17 protein-coding genes are annotated in these 23122 nt (G+C 39.5%); 6 read left to right on the top strand and 11 right to left on the bottom strand.

The window, feature by feature from the left end; translation table 11 throughout:
* Nucleotides 1-9: 9 nt before the first annotated feature.
* Genes D8S85_RS12685 through D8S85_RS12675 form a run of 3 tightly spaced genes read left to right on the top strand, consistent with a single transcriptional unit; the run spans nucleotide 10 to nucleotide 2674 of the window.
* Nucleotides 10-1596, top strand: coding sequence for a RagB/SusD family nutrient uptake outer membrane protein (locus tag D8S85_RS12685; RefSeq protein ID WP_106480986.1), 1587 nt, complete (start codon nucleotides 10-12; stop codon nucleotides 1594-1596).
* A 9-nt stretch (nucleotides 1597-1605) separates the two neighbouring features.
* Nucleotides 1606-2220: a fasciclin domain-containing protein gene (locus D8S85_RS12680; RefSeq protein WP_106480985.1), complete on the top strand. Its 615-nt coding sequence runs from the start codon at nucleotides 1606-1608 to the stop codon at nucleotides 2218-2220.
* A gap of 28 nt (nucleotides 2221-2248) precedes the next feature.
* A complete protein-coding gene (locus tag D8S85_RS12675) occupies nucleotides 2249-2674 on the top strand; it encodes a hypothetical protein (protein ID WP_106480984.1) in 426 nt (141 codons plus the stop codon).
* A 43-nt stretch (nucleotides 2675-2717) separates the two neighbouring features.
* On the opposite strand, the gene D8S85_RS12670 is transcribed toward D8S85_RS12675, so the two are convergent.
* The 3 genes from D8S85_RS12670 to D8S85_RS12660 form a co-directional block, all read right to left on the bottom strand.
* Entirely contained in the window at nucleotides 2718-3335 is a 618-nt protein-coding gene (locus D8S85_RS12670) for a trimeric intracellular cation channel family protein (protein WP_106480983.1), read from the bottom strand.
* A gap of 91 nt (nucleotides 3336-3426) precedes the next feature.
* Nucleotides 3427-4263 carry an ATP-binding protein gene (locus D8S85_RS12665; protein ID WP_106480982.1) on the bottom strand — a complete coding sequence of 279 codons (837 nt, stop codon included), beginning with the start codon at nucleotides 4261-4263 and terminating at the stop codon, nucleotides 3427-3429.
* A 111-nt stretch (nucleotides 4264-4374) separates the two neighbouring features.
* Entirely contained in the window at nucleotides 4375-5538 is a 1164-nt protein-coding gene (locus D8S85_RS12660; protein ID WP_106480981.1) for a MalY/PatB family protein, read from the bottom strand.
* 143 nt (nucleotides 5539-5681) lie between these two features.
* Between D8S85_RS12660 and D8S85_RS12655 the strand changes: the two genes are divergently transcribed.
* Nucleotides 5682-6482 (top strand): UDP-2,3-diacylglucosamine diphosphatase, encoded by an 801-nt coding sequence (locus tag D8S85_RS12655; RefSeq protein WP_106480980.1) that lies wholly within the window; start codon nucleotides 5682-5684, stop codon nucleotides 6480-6482.
* Between the two features lie 190 nt (nucleotides 6483-6672).
* Here D8S85_RS12655 and D8S85_RS12650 read toward each other — a convergent pair whose 3' ends face one another.
* The 8 genes from D8S85_RS12650 to mutA form a co-directional block, all read right to left on the bottom strand.
* Nucleotides 6673-8163 (bottom strand): DUF4998 domain-containing protein, encoded by a 1491-nt coding sequence (locus tag D8S85_RS12650; RefSeq protein ID WP_127075172.1) that lies wholly within the window; start codon nucleotides 8161-8163, stop codon nucleotides 6673-6675.
* Nucleotides 8164-8166: 3 nt separating this feature from the next.
* Nucleotides 8167-9528, bottom strand: coding sequence for a DUF4959 domain-containing protein (locus tag D8S85_RS12645; protein ID WP_127075170.1), 1362 nt, complete (start codon nucleotides 9526-9528; stop codon nucleotides 8167-8169).
* Between the two features lie 15 nt (nucleotides 9529-9543).
* On the bottom strand, nucleotides 9544-11475 hold the full coding sequence (locus D8S85_RS12640) for a RagB/SusD family nutrient uptake outer membrane protein (protein WP_127075168.1): 1932 nt from the start codon (nucleotides 11473-11475) through the stop codon (nucleotides 9544-9546).
* A 17-nt stretch (nucleotides 11476-11492) separates the two neighbouring features.
* On the bottom strand, nucleotides 11493-14933 hold the full coding sequence (locus D8S85_RS12635; RefSeq protein ID WP_127075166.1) for a TonB-dependent receptor: 3441 nt from the start codon (nucleotides 14931-14933) through the stop codon (nucleotides 11493-11495).
* Between the two features lie 118 nt (nucleotides 14934-15051).
* The gene (locus D8S85_RS12630; RefSeq protein WP_106480975.1) at nucleotides 15052-16206 is read right to left on the bottom strand and encodes a FecR family protein; all 1155 of its coding nucleotides are present in this window, start codon (nucleotides 16204-16206) and stop codon (nucleotides 15052-15054) included.
* 70 nt (nucleotides 16207-16276) lie between these two features.
* On the bottom strand, nucleotides 16277-16831 hold the full coding sequence (locus D8S85_RS12625; protein WP_127075164.1) for an RNA polymerase sigma factor: 555 nt from the start codon (nucleotides 16829-16831) through the stop codon (nucleotides 16277-16279).
* A 178-nt stretch (nucleotides 16832-17009) separates the two neighbouring features.
* Nucleotides 17010-19166, bottom strand: coding sequence for a methylmalonyl-CoA mutase (scpA, locus tag D8S85_RS12620; protein WP_106480973.1), 2157 nt, complete (start codon nucleotides 19164-19166; stop codon nucleotides 17010-17012).
* Between the two features lie 92 nt (nucleotides 19167-19258).
* Nucleotides 19259-21136 (bottom strand): methylmalonyl-CoA mutase small subunit, encoded by a 1878-nt coding sequence (gene mutA / locus D8S85_RS12615; protein WP_127075162.1) that lies wholly within the window; start codon nucleotides 21134-21136, stop codon nucleotides 19259-19261.
* Nucleotides 21137-21475: 339 nt separating this feature from the next.
* On the opposite strand from mutA, the gene D8S85_RS12610 reads away from it, so the two are divergent.
* A complete protein-coding gene (locus tag D8S85_RS12610) occupies nucleotides 21476-22372 on the top strand; it encodes a diaminopimelate dehydrogenase (protein ID WP_106625092.1) in 897 nt (298 codons plus the stop codon).
* 132 nt (nucleotides 22373-22504) lie between these two features.
* Nucleotides 22505-23080, top strand: coding sequence for an L-threonylcarbamoyladenylate synthase (locus D8S85_RS12605; protein WP_106480971.1), 576 nt, complete (start codon nucleotides 22505-22507; stop codon nucleotides 23078-23080).
* Nucleotides 23081-23122: the final 42 nt, after the last annotated feature.

Here is a 23122-nt window from a genome sequence, read left to right as displayed (position 1 = left end):
GAATAAGTTATGAGAAAATTGATTATATTGTTTATGGTATTCGTGATCTCTTTGAGTATTTCATGTAATAATATGTTAGATGTTGAACCTGAAAATTCGGTTACATTCACGAATTTCTATAAAAATGAACAGGATCTTGCCGTATTGGTGAGAGGAATGCATGCCATATTGGTCCCCGCTTTTAATAAATTTAATACATTGGAACTTGTTGGGGTAAAAGCTGACGAATCTCCTTCCGGGCATATTCCGATTCCGGATGTATTTGCGCGTTTTCATGAATGGAATTCTATCGGAACTGATTGGAAAAATTTTTACGATGCAATATATGAGTGTAATTTGTTATTTGACAATGTAAAAACTCCAGTATGTTCACAGGATCGTATGAATTTTTATTATGGGCAGGCAAATTTTATCAAAGGTTTATGTTATTTCCAATTAGTACGTTATTGGGGAGATGTCGTTATTTCAGGACATACGGAGGATACTCAAGCTCGTCCTAAAAAGCCTATGGTGGAAGTCTTAGATACTGCTTTGGCTTGTGCGAAAAGAGCCTATAATTTATTAACCAAACATGAAGATTTAGTAGATCAGACAGGTGCTAGAATCACTTCCAAACAATACGGTAGTAAAGGTAGTGCGGCAACATTGATTGCTAATATTTGTGCTTGGAAAGCTACAGTAGGAAAAGGGTTAAGTGATGATGAGAAACGGGCTTGTCTTGAAGAAGCTGAATTGTATGCTTCTAAAGTTATTGATACGGATGAGTGTGGATTTTATGAGTTAGAGAGTTCTGTCGAACAGTTGGTAACTAATACATTAAATTCACGAGGAGGAAAAGAGAGTATTTTTGAAATAGAATTGAATGCTAGAGATGAGTCTTTGAACAGAACATTTACTTCCGCTAGATTGTTTGTAAGTTTCCCGATCATACCAGGGGCTCTTCCTAGAGATATTTTGGATAAACAATGGAGAATTAGAAATGAAAGTGTATTAAAGATGTATGAGGGAACAGATGAACGAAAAAATGCATTCTTTTATAAACCGGAGTTATACACGGAGAATTCAGACAGTGCCCGTGCTTGTGGGGGGTATGCTTTTGAATATAAATTTAGAAAGGGATTGTATAGTACACAAACTTCTTCTGGACAAACATTACAATTCTTGAACTTCGATGTAAACCGGGTTTTCTGGCGTTTGGCTGATTTAATATTATTGCGTGCAGAGATTCGTATGAATTTGGAAAATACTGCTGGTGCAAAGGTTGACTTATGGACGGTACAACGGCGAGCAAAAGCTCCAGAATATACGAGTGGTGATTTACAAATGGCCATTTTCAAAGAAAGAGAAAAGGAGTTGATTTTTGAGGATCATCGTTATTTTGATATCAGGCGAAATGGAGATTATTATAAAACGGAATTGCCTAAAAATAAAGTATTTGTTCCATTCCCATTTCCTCACGAAGAAGAAGAGGAAGTGTATAGTTTGTTGACGGAACAGGATATTGCTGATGGAGCTCTTTTCTTGCCAATTGCGAGTGGGGCTTCTTACCTGAATCCATTAATGATTCAAAATACATATTGGTTTAATAGAAAATAGTTTTTAGTCATGAAAATAGTTGTTGTTACAGTATTGTTGATTACATTTTGGGCTTGTGGAACGAAATATAATTATATTGATACAGGAATTTCGAATGGAGTCCATGATTGTTCTATGTTAGAATATCTAAAAGGAGATACATATAATTGGGATACGATTGTACGGATTATAGAACGAGCGAAATTAACTTATTTATTTGAAGGGGATAATGAAAATGAACAGATAACTTTTCTTGGACCGACGAATCATTCTATTCGGAATTGGATGTATGATAGTGCATATGTTAGTGTAAATAGTATTCCTATTGAAAAATGTAAGAGAATGGTATTACATCACGTGATTAAGGGGCGTTATATGATGACAGATATTCCTCGTGGTAGTATTGCTTCCAGTGGTTCTTTCGAACGTCAAGGGGGTGTTGAGATGATAACTTTAAGTGGAAATAAAGTTTGGTTTTATACGGTATCCAGTGAGGCATATGGCGTGCCGGATGCAGGACCATTGACGTTGAATTGTATTTCATTGGATACCCAAAAAAGTATTCCTCTTGCTTGTCCGGATATTCAGACACATACTGGTGTTGTGATTTCTTTGGATTATAATTTTTATTGTGGAGAGTTATAAAAGAGTTTTAATAGGGATAAGATATATTATGAGAAAGAATGTATTTATATTATTACTTGTGGTGATTGCAATGTCTTGCCATGATGTAAAAATTGGTTATTTAGAAGCAGAGAATGCAGTTTACGTTCCGGATTCTCTTGTTGTAGAATTAGAATGGGATGCTCAAAATAATACTCGTTTTGAGAATGAGGCAGATTGGGTGTCATCGGGAATTCAAGGTGTGTTAGGAACAGCTCCAATTAGTTATAGGATTACAGATGTGAAAGTTGTTGGAGATGGAGAGGGTGATGCTGAAGCGTTGAAAGCTGTTTGTACAATGAATGGTGGTGGTATTTTTATCGTACCTTTTCATCATAAAATCCCTAAAGGAACGTATTTATTGTCAATAGAAATTAGCAACAAGGATTATTCTTGTTACAAAGATGATATTTTCAAAATAATTGTGAAAGATTAATGTGTATGGAAGTCGCCTCATTTTCTGTTTGAGGCGACCTTTTTTATTTCTCGTTTCCTTTCAATACCGGAAGACTGATGTGGAACTTCACGGCAATAACCCGGGCTAAGATAACGCTTCCGGCCGTGATAATCTGGGTGGTGATATGGCCCACGGCAAAGAAGTCACAAGTGAAGTAAATTAATCCCCCTAGAATGCAGGCGATAGCGTAAATGTCCTTGCGGAAGATAAGGGGAACCTCGTTGATAAATATATCCCGGATGACACCACCGACGGCTCCGGTCGTCATACCCATGATAATGGCAACCCACATGGGGAAACCGGCGAGTAAGCTCTTTTCAATGCCTACCACGGTAAATAATCCGAGACCGATGGCATCGAAGATAAAGAATGTGTTGTTCAACCGGATAACATACTTGCCAAATATGATGACAAACAACAAGGCCAATCCTGTGACAATCAGGTAGGAGGGCTGGTGCATCCAAAAAGGAGTTAATCCTAGCATCAGATCCCGTGTAGTTCCACCCCCGATGGCCGTTGCAGCTCCAACCACATATGCCCCAAACCAGTCGAACCGTTTGGCTGATGCCAAACGTATTCCACTGATAGCAAATGCGAATGTACCAATATAATCAATGATTGTAGTGAAATCAATATGCATATTCCTGTTATTTTTTTTGAGCGTGCAAAGCTAATAATAAAGGAATATCATTGGACACCCATTTTGATGTTTTACAGCATGATAATGAAGTTTATACCCATTCTTCACTTTTCACGTCCCCTTCCACGGACAGCACGATCTTTTTGATCGGGATGTTGCGGGAGGCTGTTTCTCTCGCTTTTAAAGCCATTTGCAGGAGTCCTCCGCAACAGGGAACTTCCATGATGAGTACCGTGAGCGTATCGATCTGGGCATCGTCAATCATGCTACGGAGTTTGTTCACGTAAGAATCGGTATTATGATCCAGTTTCGGGCAGGCGATAGCTAGGATCTTGCCTTTCAGGAAACGTTCATGAAAATTCCCGGCGGCAAAGGCCGAGCAATCGGAGGCCAATAGTACGTTTGCCCTTTGAAAATATCCGGCTTGTGGGTTTAGCAGATGTAACTGCACGGGCCATTGCCGGAGTTCGGAGCTACTGGAACATGGGGTTGCAGCAGGTTTCATGACGGGTTTTAATTCTCGTGCCATGGAACCGGGACATCCACACCCCAGTTTGGGAGTGGGATGTAATTCTTGCAGGTTTATGGGGATGTTATGGCGTTTCAAATAGTCCACTCCTTGTTTTACCAGCTCTTTTTCACCGTGCTCTTTCAAGTGACGTAAATGAGCCAGGATCACGTGTTCGCCTTTGGGTGCAATACGCTCCATAACAGCCTCTTCGCTATATGGTTCCGCTTCCCGCTCTTCTAGCTCGATGGCACCGACGGGGCATTCTCCGATGCAAGCTCCCAGCCCGTCGCAATATAAATCACTTATCATGACGGCTTTTCCGTCTATTAATTGTAAAGCTCCTTCGTGGCAACCTTTCACGCATTGCCCGCAACCGTTACATTTTTCCTCGTCTATTTTTATAATTGTCCGTTTCATAGTCAGTCATTTTTGATTCTAGGACAAAGATACACGTGAGAACAAGGGAATTTTGTAATGAATATTACAGACGGTACTCAAAAAACAAAAATAATTGTTTATGAGCCTTAACTATTTGAATGCTTTTTTCAAGCGTTCGAGTCCTTCTTTTACCGTTTCGAGCGGGCAACCGATGTTCATACGGAAAAAGCCTTCTCCCTCGGGGCCGAAATCCATGCCGCTATTTAAGCCGATTTTCGCTTCGTGGAGTAGTTTTTTCTGGATTTGCTCGTGGGATAACCCTGTTGCCCGGAAATCAAGCCAGAGTAAGAAGGAGCTTTCCGGGAGTATCATCTTTATCGCGGGTAATTCTTCCCGGAGGAACTGATCGACAAACAGGATGTTTTTTTCGAGGTAGCGAACCATTTCGTCGAGCCAAGTATCTCCGAACTTGTAGGCCGCCTCCAGGGTGACATGTCCGAAGATATTACCTAAATCCAGGTGCAGGCATAAAAGTTCTTTCTCGAAAAGGCGACGTAATTCCGGGTTGGAGATCACAACAACGGAATTCATCATCCCGGCGATGTTGAATGTTTTACTCGGAGCCATCATGGTGATGGTGATTGCGGCAATCTCCGGTGACAGGGAGGCCATTGCCACGTGTTTGTGTCCGAAGAGGGCAAGGTCGGAATGGATTTCGTCAGAGAGAATTGTGACCCCGTGTTGCAGGCATAACGTTCCGATTCGAGTAAGTTCTTCCTTGGTCCATACTCTTCCCACGGGGTTGTGTGAATTGCTTAGGATCAGTAATTTTACCCCATTTTTCAGCTTCTTCTCAACATCTTCCCAATCCATGTGGTAATGTCCGTTTTCTACTTTCAAGGTACTACACACGAGTTCCCGGTTGTTGTCTTTCACCACGGCATAGAATGGGGGATAGACGGGAGTGAAAATCATTACCTTATCGTGTTCTTGCGTGTACACCCGAACCCCTAATGCCAGGGCCGTAACGATGCCGGGGCTACTTAACAACCAGCGGGTGTCCACTTGCCAGCCGTGGCGACGTGCCACCCAATCGGCAAATGCCTGCTTGGCTTCATCACTTCGGAACGTGTACCCGAAAACTCCTTTTTCACAACACTCTCGGGCAGCATCGAGAATTTCCGGGGCTACCTGAAAATCCATATCCGCTACCCACATGGGCAGAATATCGGTGCAACCAAACACGTTTGCAAGATTGTCGTATTTCACGCAATTGGTGTTACGACGGTCAATTATCTGATCAAAATCGTACATATTATTCTTATTTTATCGAGTAGCAAGTTATAAAACTCTTTCAATTATTGTGCGGTAAATGTTGAAACATTTATTTCATATTTTGGTAACCGTTTCTTAATAATACAATTCTTCTTTTGTGTAAGTAATTTAGGAATGAATATATGCCTAAGAAACAGCAACATTACAAAACAATTGTTCTTTCGGATATTCACCTCGGTTCTAAATGGTCGAAGACGAAAGAAGTTACTCGCTTTTTGAAGCAACACTCTTGCGATACCCTTATCTTGTGTGGTGATATTGTCGACGGGTGGTCGCTTATGCGGGGGAAGAACAGTAAATGGCGTCGTTGCCATACGAATTTTATTAAAGTACTACTTGATATTTCTCACGACACGAAGATTATTTACGTGCGGGGAAATCATGATGATTTTCTAGATCGGGTGATCCCTTTGACTTTCTCGAATATTTCCGTGGTGAAGGATTACATTTATACGAGTGGAGATAAACGTTACTACGTGCTGCATGGGGACGTGTTTGATAAAGTGACGTCTTCCATGAGCTGGTTGGCGAAAGTCGGGGATGTGGGATACTCTTTCTTGTTGTGGGCGAACAAGATTTACAATCGTCGTCGGTTGAAAAAAGGCTTACCCTATTATTCGATTGCCCGGGAAATCAAGTTGAAAGTGAAAGCTTCGGTTTCATATATCAGTGATTTTGAAAAACATATCGTGGATATTGCCGGAAAAAAGGAATGCCAGGGGGTAATCTGCGGGCATATCCATTATCCGGAGAAAAAGATGATCGGGAACGTGCTTTACTTGAATTCGGGGGATTGGATGGAATCCCTTTCTGCCTTGACCGAAGATTACGATGGAAATTGGAACGTGTATATTGAAGAAAAAGTTTTGTCAACTCGACAGATGGAAAAGGAAACGATATTCCACACGGAATTAGCAGTATGAAGAATTTATTTATTATTCAAGGAGAGGGAGAGACTATTTACATAGATCATTATGCTCTCACAAATGTTACATTGTCACGGTCATGAAGTTGTGGAAGAACTGGTTGGGAAAAGCCGCAACCGGGAGATTCTAAATAGAGGATGAGTCTAAACTCCATGTTTAAACGCATCCTCTAATGAAATAAATTTTGTTACTTTTTAAAGATTTTAATTTTACCTAAAGATACGGTATAGTAAAAGGAATTATATGCTAAATCACTGACAGTAAATTTTAAATAGCGAGCAGATTGTGGTGTTGGAAAATTTATGATAGTGGTTTCCCCGCTAGTATTTCCAAGCCTATTTTCTATCACATAGGTTGCATCTTGCCAGTTTTTTAGGTCTATAGATGTTTTTATTTGTATCTTTTGTGCAATACATTTTTTATAATTTGAAGTAATGACTTGTTGTGTAACCTGTACTCCATTTATTGTTTGAGGAGCTTGCATGTCTACGGTTATTTCATACGTTAATGCCGTTCTATGTCTTGTAGGTTGCCATCCTTCTGTTGAATTTTCGTCAAATAACGCCTTAATTCCTTCTCCGTACTCATCGTTTGAGCAAGAGTAGCTCCAATTTGCACTATTGAGATAATTTAGATTGTCAGGTATTTTAGGGTTTGCTAAATACTCAATGTAAGATAATTCTCCCTCTGGGATATAATGTTTATTATAGCATTGTATTTTTGTGTCCAATATTTCATAAACCCGATTTAAGGCGAAAATACTACTTGCAAGGTTGGAAACTTGACTTGCATCTTCGTATTGGCTTAATTCTTCTGGGTTTAAATACCGGTTTTTACCAAGAATTAGTGTTTTTAAATTGGGTAAATTCATGATATCCTCGAAAGAGTCCATATCGTAATCAATTTCTAATTCCGTAATAGAATTTGTAAATGTTTCCGTTATTTCTGATTGACCGTATTTTTCTTTGAGTAGTTGTTTGAAATCTAGCGTATAGGTTTTATTTTCACGTGTTAATTCGTAGGGGGTGAATATGATCAAGTCTGAACACCCTGCTAACCGTCCACTTCGATTGATAACTACTTTTGTTCCTGTATCGATCTTGTCAGGAATTAAATAGTATTTATTATTGGTAATAAATACACTATCTAATTTTTGTTCTTTCAATTTTCCTCCGGAATAATAGTTTAGACTAGCTGTTTCAATGTTTTTTTGCCATTCGCCAAAAAACAATACTAAATGATCTTTTATCCAAAAATATTTGTCAAATAATCGTGTAAAAGAAATTACATTTTCGTGCTCTAAAGTGTAGGGACGTTTATAATCTAAAACAGGTAAGGAACAATTTCCATCTTTATCCACACTTTGTACGGACACTTTATAAGTTCCATTTTTCAGGTTGTGAATATTACATTCAGTTGTACCTTTTTCCAATAGCGAATCACGTGTGACCCCATCTAACGTCCAACTGACTTTAATTTTATCAATTACCGGATCAACATGATTTGTCCATTTTACTATTAATCTCTGCCATCCCGGACTAACGGACAAGTCTTTGCATTTCCCTAAATAACGAATGGTTCCGTCTCCTGTATAATTGCTATATGTTTCTTCTAGATTTTCACATCCTCCAATGATGAAAAGGATGAAAAAAGACCATAAATATTTGTTTAATTTCATATCTTAATTTTCTTTTGCGGTGAAAATTTCTAATTCTTGTATGGTTACATGTTTTTCGTAGTTTGAACCATATGATGCACTTTCATGACCTGTAGGAGAAGCAAATACTTCATTTACAACAAATTTGAAATAGCGGTATTTCTTCCCATGAGGAGAACAACTTAATTTCATGTAACATGGTTCTGCTAGTTGTAAGGCGTTAAAACTTTTAATAAAATATTCGCTATAACTTCCTCCGTCATTACAGCGTTCACACCAGCGTAATTTATTGTCAATTTCTCGATTTTGTTCGAAGTGTGTCACTATTTCCCAGGAAGAGTCATCATTCATATTATTAGAACCAAATACGGTCACACTACTAGGTAATTTTGTAGCATAGCAAGAGGTCCATATTTCTCCATATTTCTCGTCCGGGTAACCAGCCATTGGTCCATAAGGAAAGGAACTTCTTACAAATAGCATAGCGTAGAGCCTGAATTCTGCAGGAAGTTTTTGTTCTCTTAAATCAATAATGAACAGAGGTTTACCCAAGCATTGCGGACCGGCTAAATAGGTACTGAAATTATCAAATTTATTCCAATTATAGCAGGCTTCTCCTTTCAAGTCTCCATCAAAAAGAAATGCTTTCCCTAAGTTGTAATCGGGATCTTCGATGGAGAGATTTGCTGGGTCGAGGAAATCGAAATCTTCTTCGATAGACTGTTTTTCTATTTCTAATGGAGAAATCTTTTCCCATACTTTTTCTTTTACCATGTATCCCCGGAAATCTTCTGTCCGGACAACAATATCATAAGCGAGGCGAGCTTGTTGGGGGATAATGTTTAAAGAGTCTGTACCTTTAGTTAACACGAAACTCTTAATCAATAATGTATCCGTTTTTTTGTTTGCAGGGTTTTCTCCAACATAAAATATATGGGCCATACCTTTTATGTCTTCTGGGATGTTGTATTTTAAAGAGATGCTTCCCCAATCAGGAGATATTTCTAAGTTATCCAAAAAGGTTACTGGTCCGGAGTCTTTCGTATCAAAAGTTACTTCTATTGGTTCCGATTCGATATCGTCTTTGTTGCATAAACTCACGCGAGCTGAAATTCCTGTTTGGGCTTCGTTGAAACCTAATAAGGTTAAAGAATCACATGCATAACTACCAGAACAGATGATGTCTTTTCCAAAGGAGTCTTTATAACGTACTCGGATGTAAAGAATATCTTGATCTGCTGGTAATTTATAGTACATGATAGCCCCGCCTGGAATTGGACGGAAAGATAAATTTTCAATAGGCATGGAAATTCCAAAAGAAGAGTTATCGTCTTGACAACTACAGAATCCCCAAAATACGAGTAGTATATATATAAGTTTTTTCATAGTTTTTTTTATAAATTACCAACCTGGATTTTGTTCACAACCTGAAATTAGAATCTCTTCGCTTCGTATTGGGAAAAGGTAATCCCGCGGAGCAATGAATTGTCGTTTGGACCACACGGGTACAGGTCCTTCAAAGTTATTATAAAATTGTCGTTGTGTTTTTCCTGTGATGAGCCAGCCGCAAAGTGTTGTGTTTAATTCTTCTGTGGCGGTTAACCACCGGCGTAAATTCCAAAAACGTTTGCCTTCAAATGCAAATTCAACATTCCATTCCTGACGAATGATTTCACGCATACCTTCTTTGGTTTTTACTTTACCTGGGTTCGTGGAATAATTTTGCCACGCTTCTTCTACATCAGGAATCCCAGCCCTTTTACGTACAACGTTTAACGGATCGTATACGTGTTGCTTATCTGGAGCATCCAAGTATTCGTTCCATGCTTCTGCTTTCATCAAATAAAGTTCGGCTAACCGAATCAAAACACAGGCTTCCTCATTAGAAAATGTGTTTTTGTAGTCCACGTTACTTTGGGAAGAACGAGAGCCTTTCTTCATGTAATATCCGGTTAGATTTTGTGCTTGCGAACTGGAAATGCTTGTGTACAATGTACCGAATCGCTCTCCTTGATAAGCTCTTACGAGATCATTTTCTGGGTCAACGTATATTCCTCGTTGGAAGTAACAACGGTCTGCTGCAATATGTGCATAGAAACGAGGTTCTCTGTTAAGATGTAATCGTAAAATACTGTCTGCATCCAGTAAAACAACATTTTTGTAATATGGATCAGTTTCTTTATCAATTTGATATCGGGAAGAATAATCCCACTCTCTGTCTTCATTAATAGGTAAACCATGTTTGGTGTAATACATTTCTACCATTTTGATACTAGGAGAGATACAACCAATGAGATCTGCATTGTAATCCGGAGTGCCGCTTCTGAAATAAGGGCGAGTCCATTTTGTCCATGATGCTAGGCTACGGTTTTCGTATTGAATCATGAAAATAGCTTCTTCGCTTTCAAAATTTTTTGCTAATCCCGATTCTTCAATGGCAGACATGATATTTTGTAGTTTTTGATCTTCGCTTTCGATTAATTTTTTACCATTGTCTAAACAAATTGTTAGGGCTGAGTCAATAGCTTCTGCTGCCCGTTTCCATTTTTCTTTATCATAGGTTGGGTTAAAGAAATTCTCTCCTTTTTTGCTGGTAAAGTTGGCGTATGCAGGATTTCCATTGAACAGGGGAGAAGCGGCGTAAAACAATGTTATCGCTTTTAAAGCTGCAGCAGATTCAAGACTATGGTATGCCCATCGGCTTACTGATTTTTGTTTCATAGGGGGTAAATCTTTCATCGCTTCGTCTAACAAAGAAACAATTTCTTCAACGCAGGTTTCAAATGGGCTGCGGGGTTGTTTCATCTCTTCAATTCCGGCATTCGTGGCAATATTTTTCGGAACTAGGATAATAGGACCATACCGCCTGAGTAACTCAAAATAGTAATGGGCTTTAAGAGCTTTTATTTCAGCGGACCATAATATTTTTTCTTGGTTTTCCATGTTGTATACTCCGTTTATTTTCTCCAAAAAGGTATTACAATAACGGATTGCATTGTAAGCTGCATCTTTCCGCCAAATGTTACCATAAGGATCGGCTGACATTTGCAAACCATCTCCAATGTAAAAACCAGCCCAATTGTAGTTAAATTGTTGTCGGATAAAATCTCCTGCAACAACTTCGTCAGCCCCGGTATAAGCTGGATTTGAAATGATAGAAGCCGTATAGGGCATTAAAAATGTATGGCAAAATTTAAACCAGTTCTCTGCTTGATCCCGTTTTTCAAAAATGGTTTCAATGGTTTCAATATCATTGTCTGGCACAACATCCAAATAATCACATCCGGAAAAGAGCGAAATCAAGGTGATTATTAATATATAAACATGTTTCATAATAATAGTACATTAAATTAGAAACTAAAATTCAATCCTATTGTATAAGTTTTTTGGATCGGATAATTGAATCCGTTTTCTCCTAATTCAACATCCCATAACTTGAAATTGGATATTAAGAAAGGGTTGTTGGTACGAACAAAAAACTTTACATTTTGTAGTTTCCAGCGTTCAGTCAGTTTACGAGGCATATTATAGGCTAATTCTAAAGAAGTACAACGTAAAAATCTACATTCTCTCATGAAATAGGTACTTTTGCGAGTTTCACTAGCTTGGGGGGCATACCAGTTTTCTTCTGGGTTGTGTTTTGTTAGATTGTAAGTTGACAGACGAGGCCAAAATGGTTTTTTGGTCATATTATCCTCTGACCAGTGATCTTTATAAATGGCAGTCAACATGGCATGATCATCAACGAATGGAGATAATTTTTCTGGGTTCATGAAAAATGAACGATTGCCAGATCCTTGAAATGCAAAACTAAATTCGAAGTTTTTATAGTTAATAAATCCTTGGAATCCGTATATTATTCTTGGGGTCTCGGGATAACCTATAAAAGTAGCGTCATTTACATCAATCATGCCGTCTCCATTGATATCTCTATAACGTATATCTCCAGGCATTACGTCACCGCTCTGTAAGGGAGAATTGTCTATTTCTGCTTGGTCTTGGAATACCCCCTCGGCAATATATCCGATTTGTTGTGAAATTTCTTTCCCGACTTTTCTTTGCCATTTCGGTTTATCATTTGCTTCTTCAATGGTTTTGTAGATAACTTTGTTATAGGTAAATGTGCCATTTAATATAATCCAAAAATCGGGGGTAAAAGCGTGTTGTATTTTCCCGGAAAAGTCGATGCCGCGAGAGCGGGATTTCCCGATATTGTCTAGTTGGGAGTATTCTATACCAGTGTTTGCCGGAACGTTGGTTCGATAGCTGATAATGTTATGTCGGATTTCTTGGTACCCATCCAAAGTAAATTCTAAAATTCCTTTGAATAATTTTGCTTCAATTCCAAAATTCACTTGTTCAGCGATTTCCCATTTTATTTTTTCATTTGCGTAAGAAAGAATTTTTCTTGCTACTAATTGCCCACTACCTGTTCCTGATTCGGGATCTTTATAACCCATCTGTCCCACTATTGTTGGCAAGTAAACAAAGCGGGGAGAAGATACAATACCATCATTACCGACTTGTCCGTATGAAGCTCTGAATTTAAGAAATTCCAACCATTTGGAGGTGGAGGCCATAAACGGTTCGCTTGTTACAACCCAAGCAAATCCTCCTGCGGGAAAGAACCCCATCTGGTTATTTTTGGCAAAGCGTTCGGAACCGTTGTATCCAAAGCTTCCCTCAATAAAATAGCGGTCTTTGAAACCGTAACTCCCACGCATGGAAAATGTTAAATTACGTTGAGGCATCCCGTCTAAAACTTTTTGAATGGGAGTATAAGTATACTCCGATGCTTGAAAGACGGCTGTTAATGAGGTTTGATGTTCTTGCCATGCTGCCGTGTGTAACAAGCGGGCTTCATAGACAACTCTTGTGTCCGTTGTTGATGCTTGTGCATCTTTGTCAATAGTTAAGGCTCTGTAAGATGTTGATGATAAATCTTGTAACGTGTGTTTCCCCGTTTCAAAGTCATAATTCAATAAAGAATATTTTGTTGGTTCTGTTTTAAATCCGGTAGTGTAATATCCTGCTTGTGATACGGATACGCTTGCTCTCGCTTCTAACCCTTTTATTAGGCTAGAAAGATTGTGAATATATTCCGCCCTATTAGTTGTTGAATATCGAGTTCTTTCCAAATATCCTCGATGTAATAACATATAAGGATTAATTTGAGTTTCTGATTCTGTTGCACCAAAACGGAGATGAGGCCAGTTATAAGTATCATCTCCGGGGTAGAGAGGTGCGAAATCGACAGGAGAAGCATTAAATGCCAGTTGATAAGCCTGTGTTACACTTTCTAGCGGACCATGATATTTGTCTATCGTTGTTGACGAATTAATTACTAGTTTAATTCCAGCTTTCAAATCAATGTTTAAATTTGCCCGGAATGAAGTTTGATTATTTGTAATGTTGCAATTAAAGTCATTTAATTTGTCCGTTTTTAACATACCCATATCTCTGTTGTAGTTTACGGAAGCGTAATATTGAATTACTTTTGAACCACCCCGAATATTTACTCCCACGTGATGATTTACGTTATAATTCTTGAACATGATTTTGTACCAATCGTTAGCCGGATATACCCAAGATGGATATTTCCCAGAGGCTGTACGGTTGATTCTTTCTACGCTATATTTGGGCGTTGCTAAAGGATTGCGGGCAAGTAAGGCTTGATTGTACATTTTCATGTAGTTGATAGGGTCTACAACGTCAATTTCTTTCGTTGGCATGGAGAAAACTGTTTCATAGCGGGCAGAGGCGTAAACACTCCCTTCCTCCCCCTTTTTAGTGGTAACTAAAATGACTCCATTTGCTCCTCGGGCCCCATACATTGCGGTTGCAGATGCATCTTTCATGACACTGAAAGTTTCAATATCTTCTGGTGCAATACGGGCTAAATCCAGCTTCGAAGACTCTACTCCATCCAATAGGATTAACGGATCAATGTTTGCTCCAGTTTGGAATGAAGTGATACCGCGAATATAAAATTTTGTATTCATCTCTTCTTCTGTAAGAGCGGCGGGGAGACCTCCCGTTTGCCAACCGATCATACCTGCAATTTTACCGGTGAAACTTGAAGTTAAGTCGCTGTTCGATGATTTTAAGTCCATGGGTCGCACTGTGGTGATTGCTGAAACAACGCTTTCTTTTTTTTGAGTTCCAAAAGCAACAACAGCAACTTCTTCGAGGTTTTCTGCTGTAGGATTTAACGTGACATTTATCTTTGTTTTACCTTTAATAGGAACAACTTCGGTTTTATAGCCAATAAAAGAGACTTGCAATATATCGTCTGGTTTGACGGGAATCGTAAATCTCCCTTCTGCATCTGTTGCAGAACCCTGTGTTGTTCCATGGATAATTACAGTTGCCCCGGGAATTGGAATTCCTTTTTCATCGGTTACTTTACCTTCGATTTTTATCAACTCGATAGTCTTTTTTTCTCGGATTGATATTAAATTTTGCTGGATGGCATATTCTAATCCTAATTTTGGGAGGATTTCATCCAAAAGTTGTTTAACCTCTTTGTTTTCGGCTTTTACTGAAATTTGCCCTTTGGATTTTGCTAATTCGCTGTTGTAGAAAAAATCATAATCTGTTTGTTTTTTCAATTCAGTAATGATTTCATTTAGGGTGACATTTTTTAAGTCAATGGTAACCTTTGTTCGTTGTTGGCCTTGTACATTTCCTGACAAGGAAAGAATAAAGATTACGAGAATGTTTTTAAAAATTAACATCTTTCGCCATGGATTCCAATGGTTTGATAATGCATAATCTCGCTTTTTTTTCATAAATTTGAAAATTAATTATTTAACATTTATACATTTCCGTTTCTTGCAAGGATTTTCGGATTGTATATGTGAATATGAACAGGTTGGAGATTGCTTGAATCTTCAGCCTGTTGTATTTTTATTTGCTTTGTATTATAATTCTGTCTTTTTCAATAATAAATTTTATATCACGGGTATATTCTAGCATTTTAAATAAAGAATGAAGGTCATCGTACCTTTTTAATCGACCGCTAAATTTGAGCTCTTTTAATTCAGGTTTGGCAAATTCTAATTTGATATTATACCAGCGGGAAAAAATTTGCATGAGAACTCTTAGTGGCATATCTTCAAAATCATAGTATCCATCTTTCCATGAAGTGTATTGTTGAATGTTTACCGGAAAATATTCAACTTTTTGAGTTTCCTTGTTATAAGCTACCTGAGTATTAGGCTTCATGATGAAATTATGATTTCCGCATAGGGCCTTTACGGAACCTTCAACTAGAGTTGTTTTTACCCATTCCTCTTCGGGGTAAGCATTTATATTAAAACTTGTTCCGAGCACTTGTATACTCATGTCTGCAACATGTACGACAAATGGATGAAGAGAGTCGGAGGCTACTTCGAAATAACCTTCCCCGATTAGCGATACTTCTCGTTTCTCTCCAATAAATTGATCTGGGTATTTCAATGAGCTTCCTGCATTTAGGTATATTTTTGTTCCGTCTGGAAGGATAATATTGTATTCAGCTCCAAGAGGAATATTTATGGTGTAATATTGAGGTTCCCGGGGAATAAGATTGTTGGATTCCACGAATAGGGTTTGCTTGTCTGTACGCATTGCCCTGTTGCTATCAGCTATTACAACAGTAGCTTTTTCTCGACTTAGAAAACGTTTTTCCCCGTCAGGTAAAATTAATTCTGCGGATGGTTGGAAAGACAAATTGGATGCATACATTGGGGTGGGAGAAAATTCTTCTTTATAGAATATTGCCTGTTGAAAGACAAGAAATATTCCAATCAGTAAAATAATGCTGGCTGCAAAGGAAGACCAGTAGATAATGCGTTTTTTCTTTTTTTGATAAATTTCTTTCTTTATCCTAGTGAATACGATTTCTTTCTTTTGATGTTTATTCAAAACTTTTTTTTGTCGCGTTAATGCTTGAATAAATTTTTTTGTTTTTTCATTTTTTGAAGAAATGTTACTCCAAGCTTGAAGATGTTGCTTTTCTTCATCAGTAAGCGGCTCTTTGGCTAGGATATTAGCTAATATTTCATCGATATCTTCATTCATATTTTGTCATTATTTTCTTATATATTTTCAAAATGACAAAAAAGGGTGATTCCCAATCAGATTTTTTTTGTTAAAAAAATAAAATGGAAAGAAAGTTTTTGGATTGAAGATTTTCCCGTAAAAATTTGAGGGCTGCTTTCATTTGAGTTTTTACCGTATTGATACTAGTTCCTTGTTCATCGGCAATTTCTTGATAGGTTTTATCGTTCAAGCAAGCTAGAAGGAAAACTTTTCTGCATTTTTCAGGAAGTTGATCTATCGTTTTGTATAATAATTCTATTTCTTCAGAAAACTCTTCAGAAAACTCATAATAGGGAAATTCATTTTCTTGAGGAAACTCATGTTGTATATTATTTCTTGTTTTTTGTTCCTTTAAAAAAAGAAGGGAACGGTTTTTAATCATTTTAAAAATAAAACGGTCTAAATCTCCGGTGAAAGAAACGAGTCTTTTACTATTCCATAAGTTGATAAAACAATCTTGTACAATATCTTCCGCTGCTTCCAAGTTGCCCGAGATATGATAACAATATAGCAATAAGTTATCATAATATCGATTGAAAAGTAGCTGAAATGCCCTATTTTCGTCTTTTTTGAATAAGTCTAATATGGATTCGGATGAATTCATGGACACTTTTTTATAGTGGCAAATATACAGAAATTCAATGTGTTTACAAATTTTGAATGAGGGAAACGAGAAATTATAATGGTTTTCAGAAAAATAATTTCGTGGATAGGTGTAGAATAAGAGTTTTTAGCAAAAAAGGGAGTCTTGTGAACTCCCTTCTTTTGCTTAATGCATTTGATTATTTCTTAGCCAAGTCAATCAAAATTTCAAGAATTTGGATTGCACTCTTGGATACCTTGGTTCCGGGACCGAATACGGCGACAGCCCCTGCATCGAACAAGAATTGATAATCTTGGTGAGGAATAACACCACCCACGTAAACGAGGATGTCTTCACGTCCCAATTTCTTTAATTCTGCGATAACGGCAGGTACAAGCGTTTTGTGTCCGGCTGCCAGAGAAGATACTCCGACAACATGTACGTCGTTTTCAACGGCTTGTTTTGCGGTTTCTTCCGGGGTTTGGAACAACGGTCCCATATCCACGTCGAAGCCGAGGTCTGCATAACCGGTGGCAACAACTTTAGCTCCACGGTCGTGTCCGTCCTGACCCATTTTAGCGATCATGATACGCGGACGACGTCCTGTCATTTCTGCAAATTGGTCAGCCAATTGTTTTGCTTTCTGGAAGTCTTCGTCTTCCTTGGCAATGCTAGAATATACTCCGCTCACGGTTCTGATAACTGCTTTATAACGTCCTACAACTTTTTCACATGCATAAGAGATTTCTCCCAAAGAAGCTCTCTTCTTGGCTGCGTCGACTGCCAATTCCAACAAGTTACCCTCGCCGGTTTCAGCACAACGGGTAATGGCTTCCAATGCAGCGTCAACTTCAGCTTGGTTACGGTTAGCTTTCAATTCGTGCAAACGACGGATCTGAGCCTCACGTACTGCCGTGTTGTCCACTTCAAGAATGTCGATCGGATCTTCTTTCTCCAGACGATATTTGTTTGTACCCACGATTGTTTGTTCGCCACTATCAATACGAGCTTGTGTACGAGCGGCAGCTTCTTCGATACGTAATTTCGGAATACCGGATTCGATCGCTTTAGCCATCCCACCCAATTTCTCGATCTCCTGGATGTGGGCCCATGCTTTTTCTACCAACTCTTTAGTCAAGCTCTCAACATAGTAAGAACCTCCCCACGGGTCGATGGATTTACATACGGTTGTTTCATCCTGGATATAGATCTGGGTATTACGAGCGATACGAGCGGAGAAGTCTGTCGGAAGAGCGATAGCCTCATCCAATGCGTTGGTATGCAATGATTGCGTATGCCCCAAGGCAGCACCCATGGCCTCGATACAAGTACGACCCACGTTGTTGAACGGATCCTGCTCGGTCAATGACCAACCTGAAGTCTGGCTGTGAGTACGCAATGCCAAAGATTTCGGGTTTTTCGGGTTGAATTGTTTAACGATCTTAGCCCACAACAAACGTCCGGCTCTCATCTTGGCGATTTCCATGAAATGGTTCATACCGATAGCCCAGAAGAATGACAAACGGGGAGCGAATGCGTCAATGTCCATTCCTGCATTAACTCCGGCACGTAAATATTCCAAACCGTCGGCCAAAGTGTATGCCAACTCGATATCAGCGGTAGCACCTGCTTCTTGCATGTGGTATCCAGAGATAGAGATTGAGTTGAACTTCGGCATATTCTTGGAAGTATATTCGAAGATGTCAGCGATGATCTTCATAGAGAACTTCGGCGGGTAGATATAAGTGTTACGCACCATGAACTCTTTCAAGATATCGTTCTGGATCGTTCCTTGTAATTGGTCTAGAGTAGCACCTTGTTCTAGTCCGGCAACAATATAGAATGCCAAGATAGGAAGTACGGCACCATTCATCGTCATGGATACAGACATCTTGTCCAATGGAATTTGATCGAACAAAATCTTCATATCCATGATAGAGTCTACGGCAACTCCGGCTTTACCCACGTCACCGATTACACGCGGGTGATCAGAGTCATATCCGCGGTGGGTAGCCAAGTCGAATGCCACGGACAAACCTTTCTGTCCGGCAGCCAAGTTACGACGATAGAATGCATTCGATTCTTCAGCGGTAGAGAATCCGGCATACTGACGGATTGTCCACGGACGCATAGGGTACATTCCTGAATAGGGACCACGTAAATAGGGAGGGATACCGGCAACGTAATCCAAATGTTCCATCCCTTTTAAATCTTCAGCCGTGTACACGGGTTTTACCGGTATTAGCTCGGGTGTCAACCAGTTCTTCTCGATATGATTCGCTTTTTCCCACTCTGTAGCAGTAGTGGTAGCTTTTTCTGTTGACTTGATATTTATATCTTTGAAATTTGGTTTCATCTTTCAATTTTTGATTTATGATTTTTGATTTATGATTCTTGATGTTTTCGGTTTTGTCCGTTAATCTAAAATCGTTAATCTAAAATCGTCAATTACTTAATTCCCAATTTTTGTTGGTATGCTTTCAAGTCTTCCAACACGTTACATTTCACGTGAACATAGTTCTTGATACCGATTTCTTCCAGTTGGGGTCTGCATTCCGGGTTACCGGCAACAACGATGATTGCTTTGTCTTTCATTGCTGCATATACTTCCGGAGCGATTGTAGCGTATTCGTCATCCGAGCTACAGATAACCACGATATCGGCTTTGTTGTCCATGCAGGCTTTAGCTCCTTCTTCAACCGTTTTGAAACCATTGTTATCCATTACTTGGAATCCGGCGCAAGCGAAGAAGTTGCAAGCGAATTGGGCTCTTGCTTTACGCATAGCCAAATTACCCATCGGGAACATGTAAACAACCGGGCGACGACCTTGTTCTTTCGTGAACATATCGGTTCTGATACGCATAGCCTCGAAAGCCTGGGTTCCACGGTAGGGTTTCAACGTTTCAATAACAGCGTCGGGAGCGGTTTTGTCTTCCGGCTCTAGGATGCAAGCGCAAAGCTCTTTATCCATTTTTTCGTTGAAATTCGGGAATTGGTTCGTACCCAAGAAGTTTTCTTTCCGGTTAGCGATATCCTGATCTCTCTTCTGTGCAGTAGCTTTCACGGCAGCTTGTACGAATCCTGATTCAAGTGCTTTTACCATACCGCCTTGTTCCTGTACTTCCAAGAAGAGTTTCCAAGCAGCCTCGGCGATGAATTGGGTTAATTCCTCGATATAATATGAACCTCCGGCAGGGTCAACGATCTTGTCGAAGTGTGATTCTTCTTTCAACAATAATTGTTGGTTACGAGCGATTCTTTCAGAAAAATCATTGGTTTTTTCGAAGATATCATCATACGGGTGAACCGTGAACGAGTCAACACCACCGATCGTTGCGGACATGGTTTCCGTTTGAGTACGAAGCATGTTCACGTTCGGGTCGTAAACCGTCTTGTTCCATTCTGATGTTTCCGCGTGAATATTCATTTTGCAAACGCAGTCACAGCAAGGATTGTAAGCTTTCACGATGTGTGCCCACAAGTAACGAGCTGCTCTTAATTTGGCAATCTCTATGAAATATTTGGAACCGGTAGCGAAGTGGAAACGCATACGAGGAGCGATGTCCTTCACGTCCATACCTGCATCGGTTAATTTATCAAGGTATTCTACTCCAGCAGCCAAACTGAATCCTAATTCCTGAACGATGGATGCTCCGGAATTATTGAAAACGTATCCACCTACCTCAATCGTCTTGAAGTTTTTCATTTCGGCAGAGCTTTCCGTTGTTTCCTTAACCACGTTGAATGGATTCGGGTCACAGAATTTTCCTTCTAAAACAAGTTTGCTGATCGGATCGATATTTATACCTCCCTGTATTTTTTCAGGGTTGAATCCTTTCTCTGCAACGTACTCTTTGAACATGTTCAAGATGGCAGCTTTGTTGCAGCATACAACGAAGTTAATCTCGATACATTCCAAGCAAATGTCTTTCAACAAGGCGGCCATATCGGCTTTCGTGAAGTTCTTGCAATTTGAAAGCACGAACCCGAGCGAGTCAACACCCTTGTTCAGAACATCCAACGCTTTCTTGTTCGCTTCAACCACATCCTCTACCACGATGTCTTGACGAACGAACCATTCGTTGTTGTTTTTCTTGTTACCTCTCACGAAAGGATATTCTCCCGGGAAGCACTCTAAATTCTTGAGGTCTTTCATATTCTCCAACCGGTACATCGGTTGCACGTTGAATCCCTCGTTTGTTCTCCAAACCAGCTTTTTATCGAAGTCAGCCCCTTTTAGGTCTGCAATGACTTTGTCCTTCCACTCTTGAGTCGTGTTGGGCGCAAATTCACTGAAAAGCTTTTCGTTTACATTCTCTGCCATAATAGATTTTTATGTATTTATTCTGTAACTGTTTGTTATTAAAAACGAAAAGCAAAATTAGCCGTTTTTGACAATAAAAAAAAGAAATTCTTCTTTATTTCATCGCTTGGATGAGAATATAAGTCTTTTTAAGAGTTTTGTGAAAGGGGCGTTTTTTAGCTTGGCATAACGGATATAGCTAAAGTGAAAGGATGGATGGAGTAAATGATGTTGTATTTTGATATGATGGAGAAATAGGTGTTGAAAGTTTAACAAATGGATGGAAATGATGTGTTTGTATTTTGTCAAAAAAAATTTTATTTCGTAATTTGCAATGTTAATTTAAAAAGCAAAAAACAGATGAAAAAAATTAGAGCAGCCATTGTCGGGTATGGGAATATTGGCAAGTATGTGCTTGAAGCACTGCAAACTGCCCCCGACTTTGAAGTAGCAGGAGTAGTACGTCGGGACGCAACGAACGTGCCGGCTGAATTGAAGGACTATATTGTCGTGTCGGATATTGCTCAAATCAAGGATGTAGATGTGGCAATTTTGTGTACACCGACCCGTAGTGTGGAGTCGTATGCCTCGAAAATTCTGGCTATGGGGATTAACACGGTGGATAGTTTTGATATTCACACGGAGATTTCCGGTTTGCATAAACGTCTGGGAGAGATTGCTAAAAAGCATGGAAAAGTATCTGTTATCTCCGCGGGATGGGACCCGGGAAGTGATTCTGTCGTTCGTGCTTTGTTAGAGGCTTGTGCCCCCAAAGGGATTACTTATACGAATTTCGGTCCCGGCATGAGCATGGGACACACGGTTGCCGTGAAGGCCGTTGAAGGCGTGAAAGCTGCGTTGTCCATGACAATCCCGCTAGGTACGGGAATCCATCGCCGGATGGTCTATGTGGAACTGAAAGAGGGGTACGATTTTAAACAAGTGGCGGAGGCTATCAAAACCGATCCTTATTTTGCACATGATGAAACGCATGTAATGCAGGTGGAATCTGTTGACAGCCTGAAGGACATGGGCCACGGCGTGAATCTTGTTCGTAAGGGAGTTTCCGGTAAAACACAGAATCAGTTGTTCGAATTTGATATGAAAATCAATAATCCGGCCTTGACAGGACAAATCCTTGTGGCCACGGCTCGAGCTTGCATGAAACAGCAACCGGGATGCTATGCACTAATTGAAATCCCGGTGATTGATATGTTGTACGGAGATCGAGAGGAATTGATCAAACATTTGGTATAATTTAACGACAAAACAAGATAACAATTATGACTTTATCGCCGATAATCTGGTGATAAAGTCATAATTATTTCTTTAAAAATTGACATCCTGCCGTAAACTTTGTACTTTCGTCCCCACTATAGATGACTTATAATGAATGATGAAAAGTTAAAAGAAGAAGTTCGCAAGGCTTGCGAGGTTCTTAAAAACGGGGGGATAATTCTTTATCCCACGGACACGATATGGGGTATCGGGTGTGACGCCACGAACGAGCTAGCCGTGAAACGGATATACGAGCTGAAACACCGGGAGGACAACAAGGCCATGTTGGTATTACTGGATGACGTGGGCAAGCTTGCCTCCTACGTCGAGGTTCCAGATGTGGCTTACGAGTTATTGGAAGTGAATGATAAACCCATGACAATCATTTATCCGAATGCAAAGAACCTGGCAAAGAACTTGATTGCACAAGATCGGACCATAGGCATCCGGATCACCTCGGAGGCTTTCACGAAAGCCTTGCTTTACCGTTTCCGCAAACCCATTGTTTCAACGTCGGCTAATATCAGCGGAGAACCTTCCCCCAAGTGTTTTGCGGAAATTAGTGATGCCGTGAAGTCTGTCGTTGATTACGTGGTAGATTTCCGTCAAGAAGAAACTTCGAATCCCGCACCCTCTAGTATCATCAAACTGGGTGTCGGAGGAGAGATTCAAATCATCAGGAAATAATTATTAACCCGAGAATTGAACCTTGATATGTCTTTCACATTT

Source organism: Butyricimonas faecalis (assembly GCF_003991565.1).
Taxonomy (GTDB): Bacteria; Bacteroidota; Bacteroidia; order Bacteroidales; family Marinifilaceae; genus Butyricimonas; species Butyricimonas faecalis.
This window is presented reverse-complemented; position numbering and strand designations above follow the sequence as displayed.

What these genes read in the sequence shown, in the direction of transcription:
- D8S85_RS12685 (WP_106480986.1), top strand. Translation starts at nt 10, where the DNA reads ATGAGAAAATTGATTATATTGTTTATGGTATTCGTGATCTCTTTGAGT.
- D8S85_RS12680 (WP_106480985.1), top strand. Translation starts at nt 1,606, where the DNA reads ATGAAAATAGTTGTTGTTACAGTATTGTTGATTACATTTTGGGCTTGT.
- D8S85_RS12675 (WP_106480984.1), top strand. Translation starts at nt 2,249, where the DNA reads ATGAGAAAGAATGTATTTATATTATTACTTGTGGTGATTGCAATGTCT.
- D8S85_RS12670 (WP_106480983.1), bottom strand. Translation starts at nt 3,335, where the DNA reads ATGCATATTGATTTCACTACAATCATTGATTATATTGGTACATTCGCA.
- D8S85_RS12665 (WP_106480982.1), bottom strand. Translation starts at nt 4,263, where the DNA reads ATGAAACGGACAATTATAAAAATAGACGAGGAAAAATGTAACGGTTGC.
- D8S85_RS12660 (WP_106480981.1), bottom strand. Translation starts at nt 5,538, where the DNA reads ATGTACGATTTTGATCAGATAATTGACCGTCGTAACACCAATTGCGTG.
- D8S85_RS12655 (WP_106480980.1), top strand. Translation starts at nt 5,682, where the DNA reads ATGCCTAAGAAACAGCAACATTACAAAACAATTGTTCTTTCGGATATT.
- D8S85_RS12650 (WP_127075172.1), bottom strand. Translation starts at nt 8,163, where the DNA reads ATGAAATTAAACAAATATTTATGGTCTTTTTTCATCCTTTTCATCATT.
- D8S85_RS12645 (WP_127075170.1), bottom strand. Translation starts at nt 9,528, where the DNA reads ATGAAAAAACTTATATATATACTACTCGTATTTTGGGGATTCTGTAGT.
- D8S85_RS12640 (WP_127075168.1), bottom strand. Translation starts at nt 11,475, where the DNA reads ATGAAACATGTTTATATATTAATAATCACCTTGATTTCGCTCTTTTCC.
- D8S85_RS12635 (WP_127075166.1), bottom strand. Translation starts at nt 14,933, where the DNA reads ATGAAAAAAAAGCGAGATTATGCATTATCAAACCATTGGAATCCATGG.
- D8S85_RS12630 (WP_106480975.1), bottom strand. Translation starts at nt 16,206, where the DNA reads ATGAATGAAGATATCGATGAAATATTAGCTAATATCCTAGCCAAAGAG.
- D8S85_RS12625 (WP_127075164.1), bottom strand. Translation starts at nt 16,831, where the DNA reads ATGAATTCATCCGAATCCATATTAGACTTATTCAAAAAAGACGAAAAT.
- scpA (WP_106480973.1), bottom strand. Translation starts at nt 19,166, where the DNA reads ATGAAACCAAATTTCAAAGATATAAATATCAAGTCAACAGAAAAAGCT.
- mutA (WP_127075162.1), bottom strand. Translation starts at nt 21,136, where the DNA reads ATGGCAGAGAATGTAAACGAAAAGCTTTTCAGTGAATTTGCGCCCAAC.
- D8S85_RS12610 (WP_106625092.1), top strand. Translation starts at nt 21,476, where the DNA reads ATGAAAAAAATTAGAGCAGCCATTGTCGGGTATGGGAATATTGGCAAG.
- D8S85_RS12605 (WP_106480971.1), top strand. Translation starts at nt 22,505, where the DNA reads ATGAATGATGAAAAGTTAAAAGAAGAAGTTCGCAAGGCTTGCGAGGTT.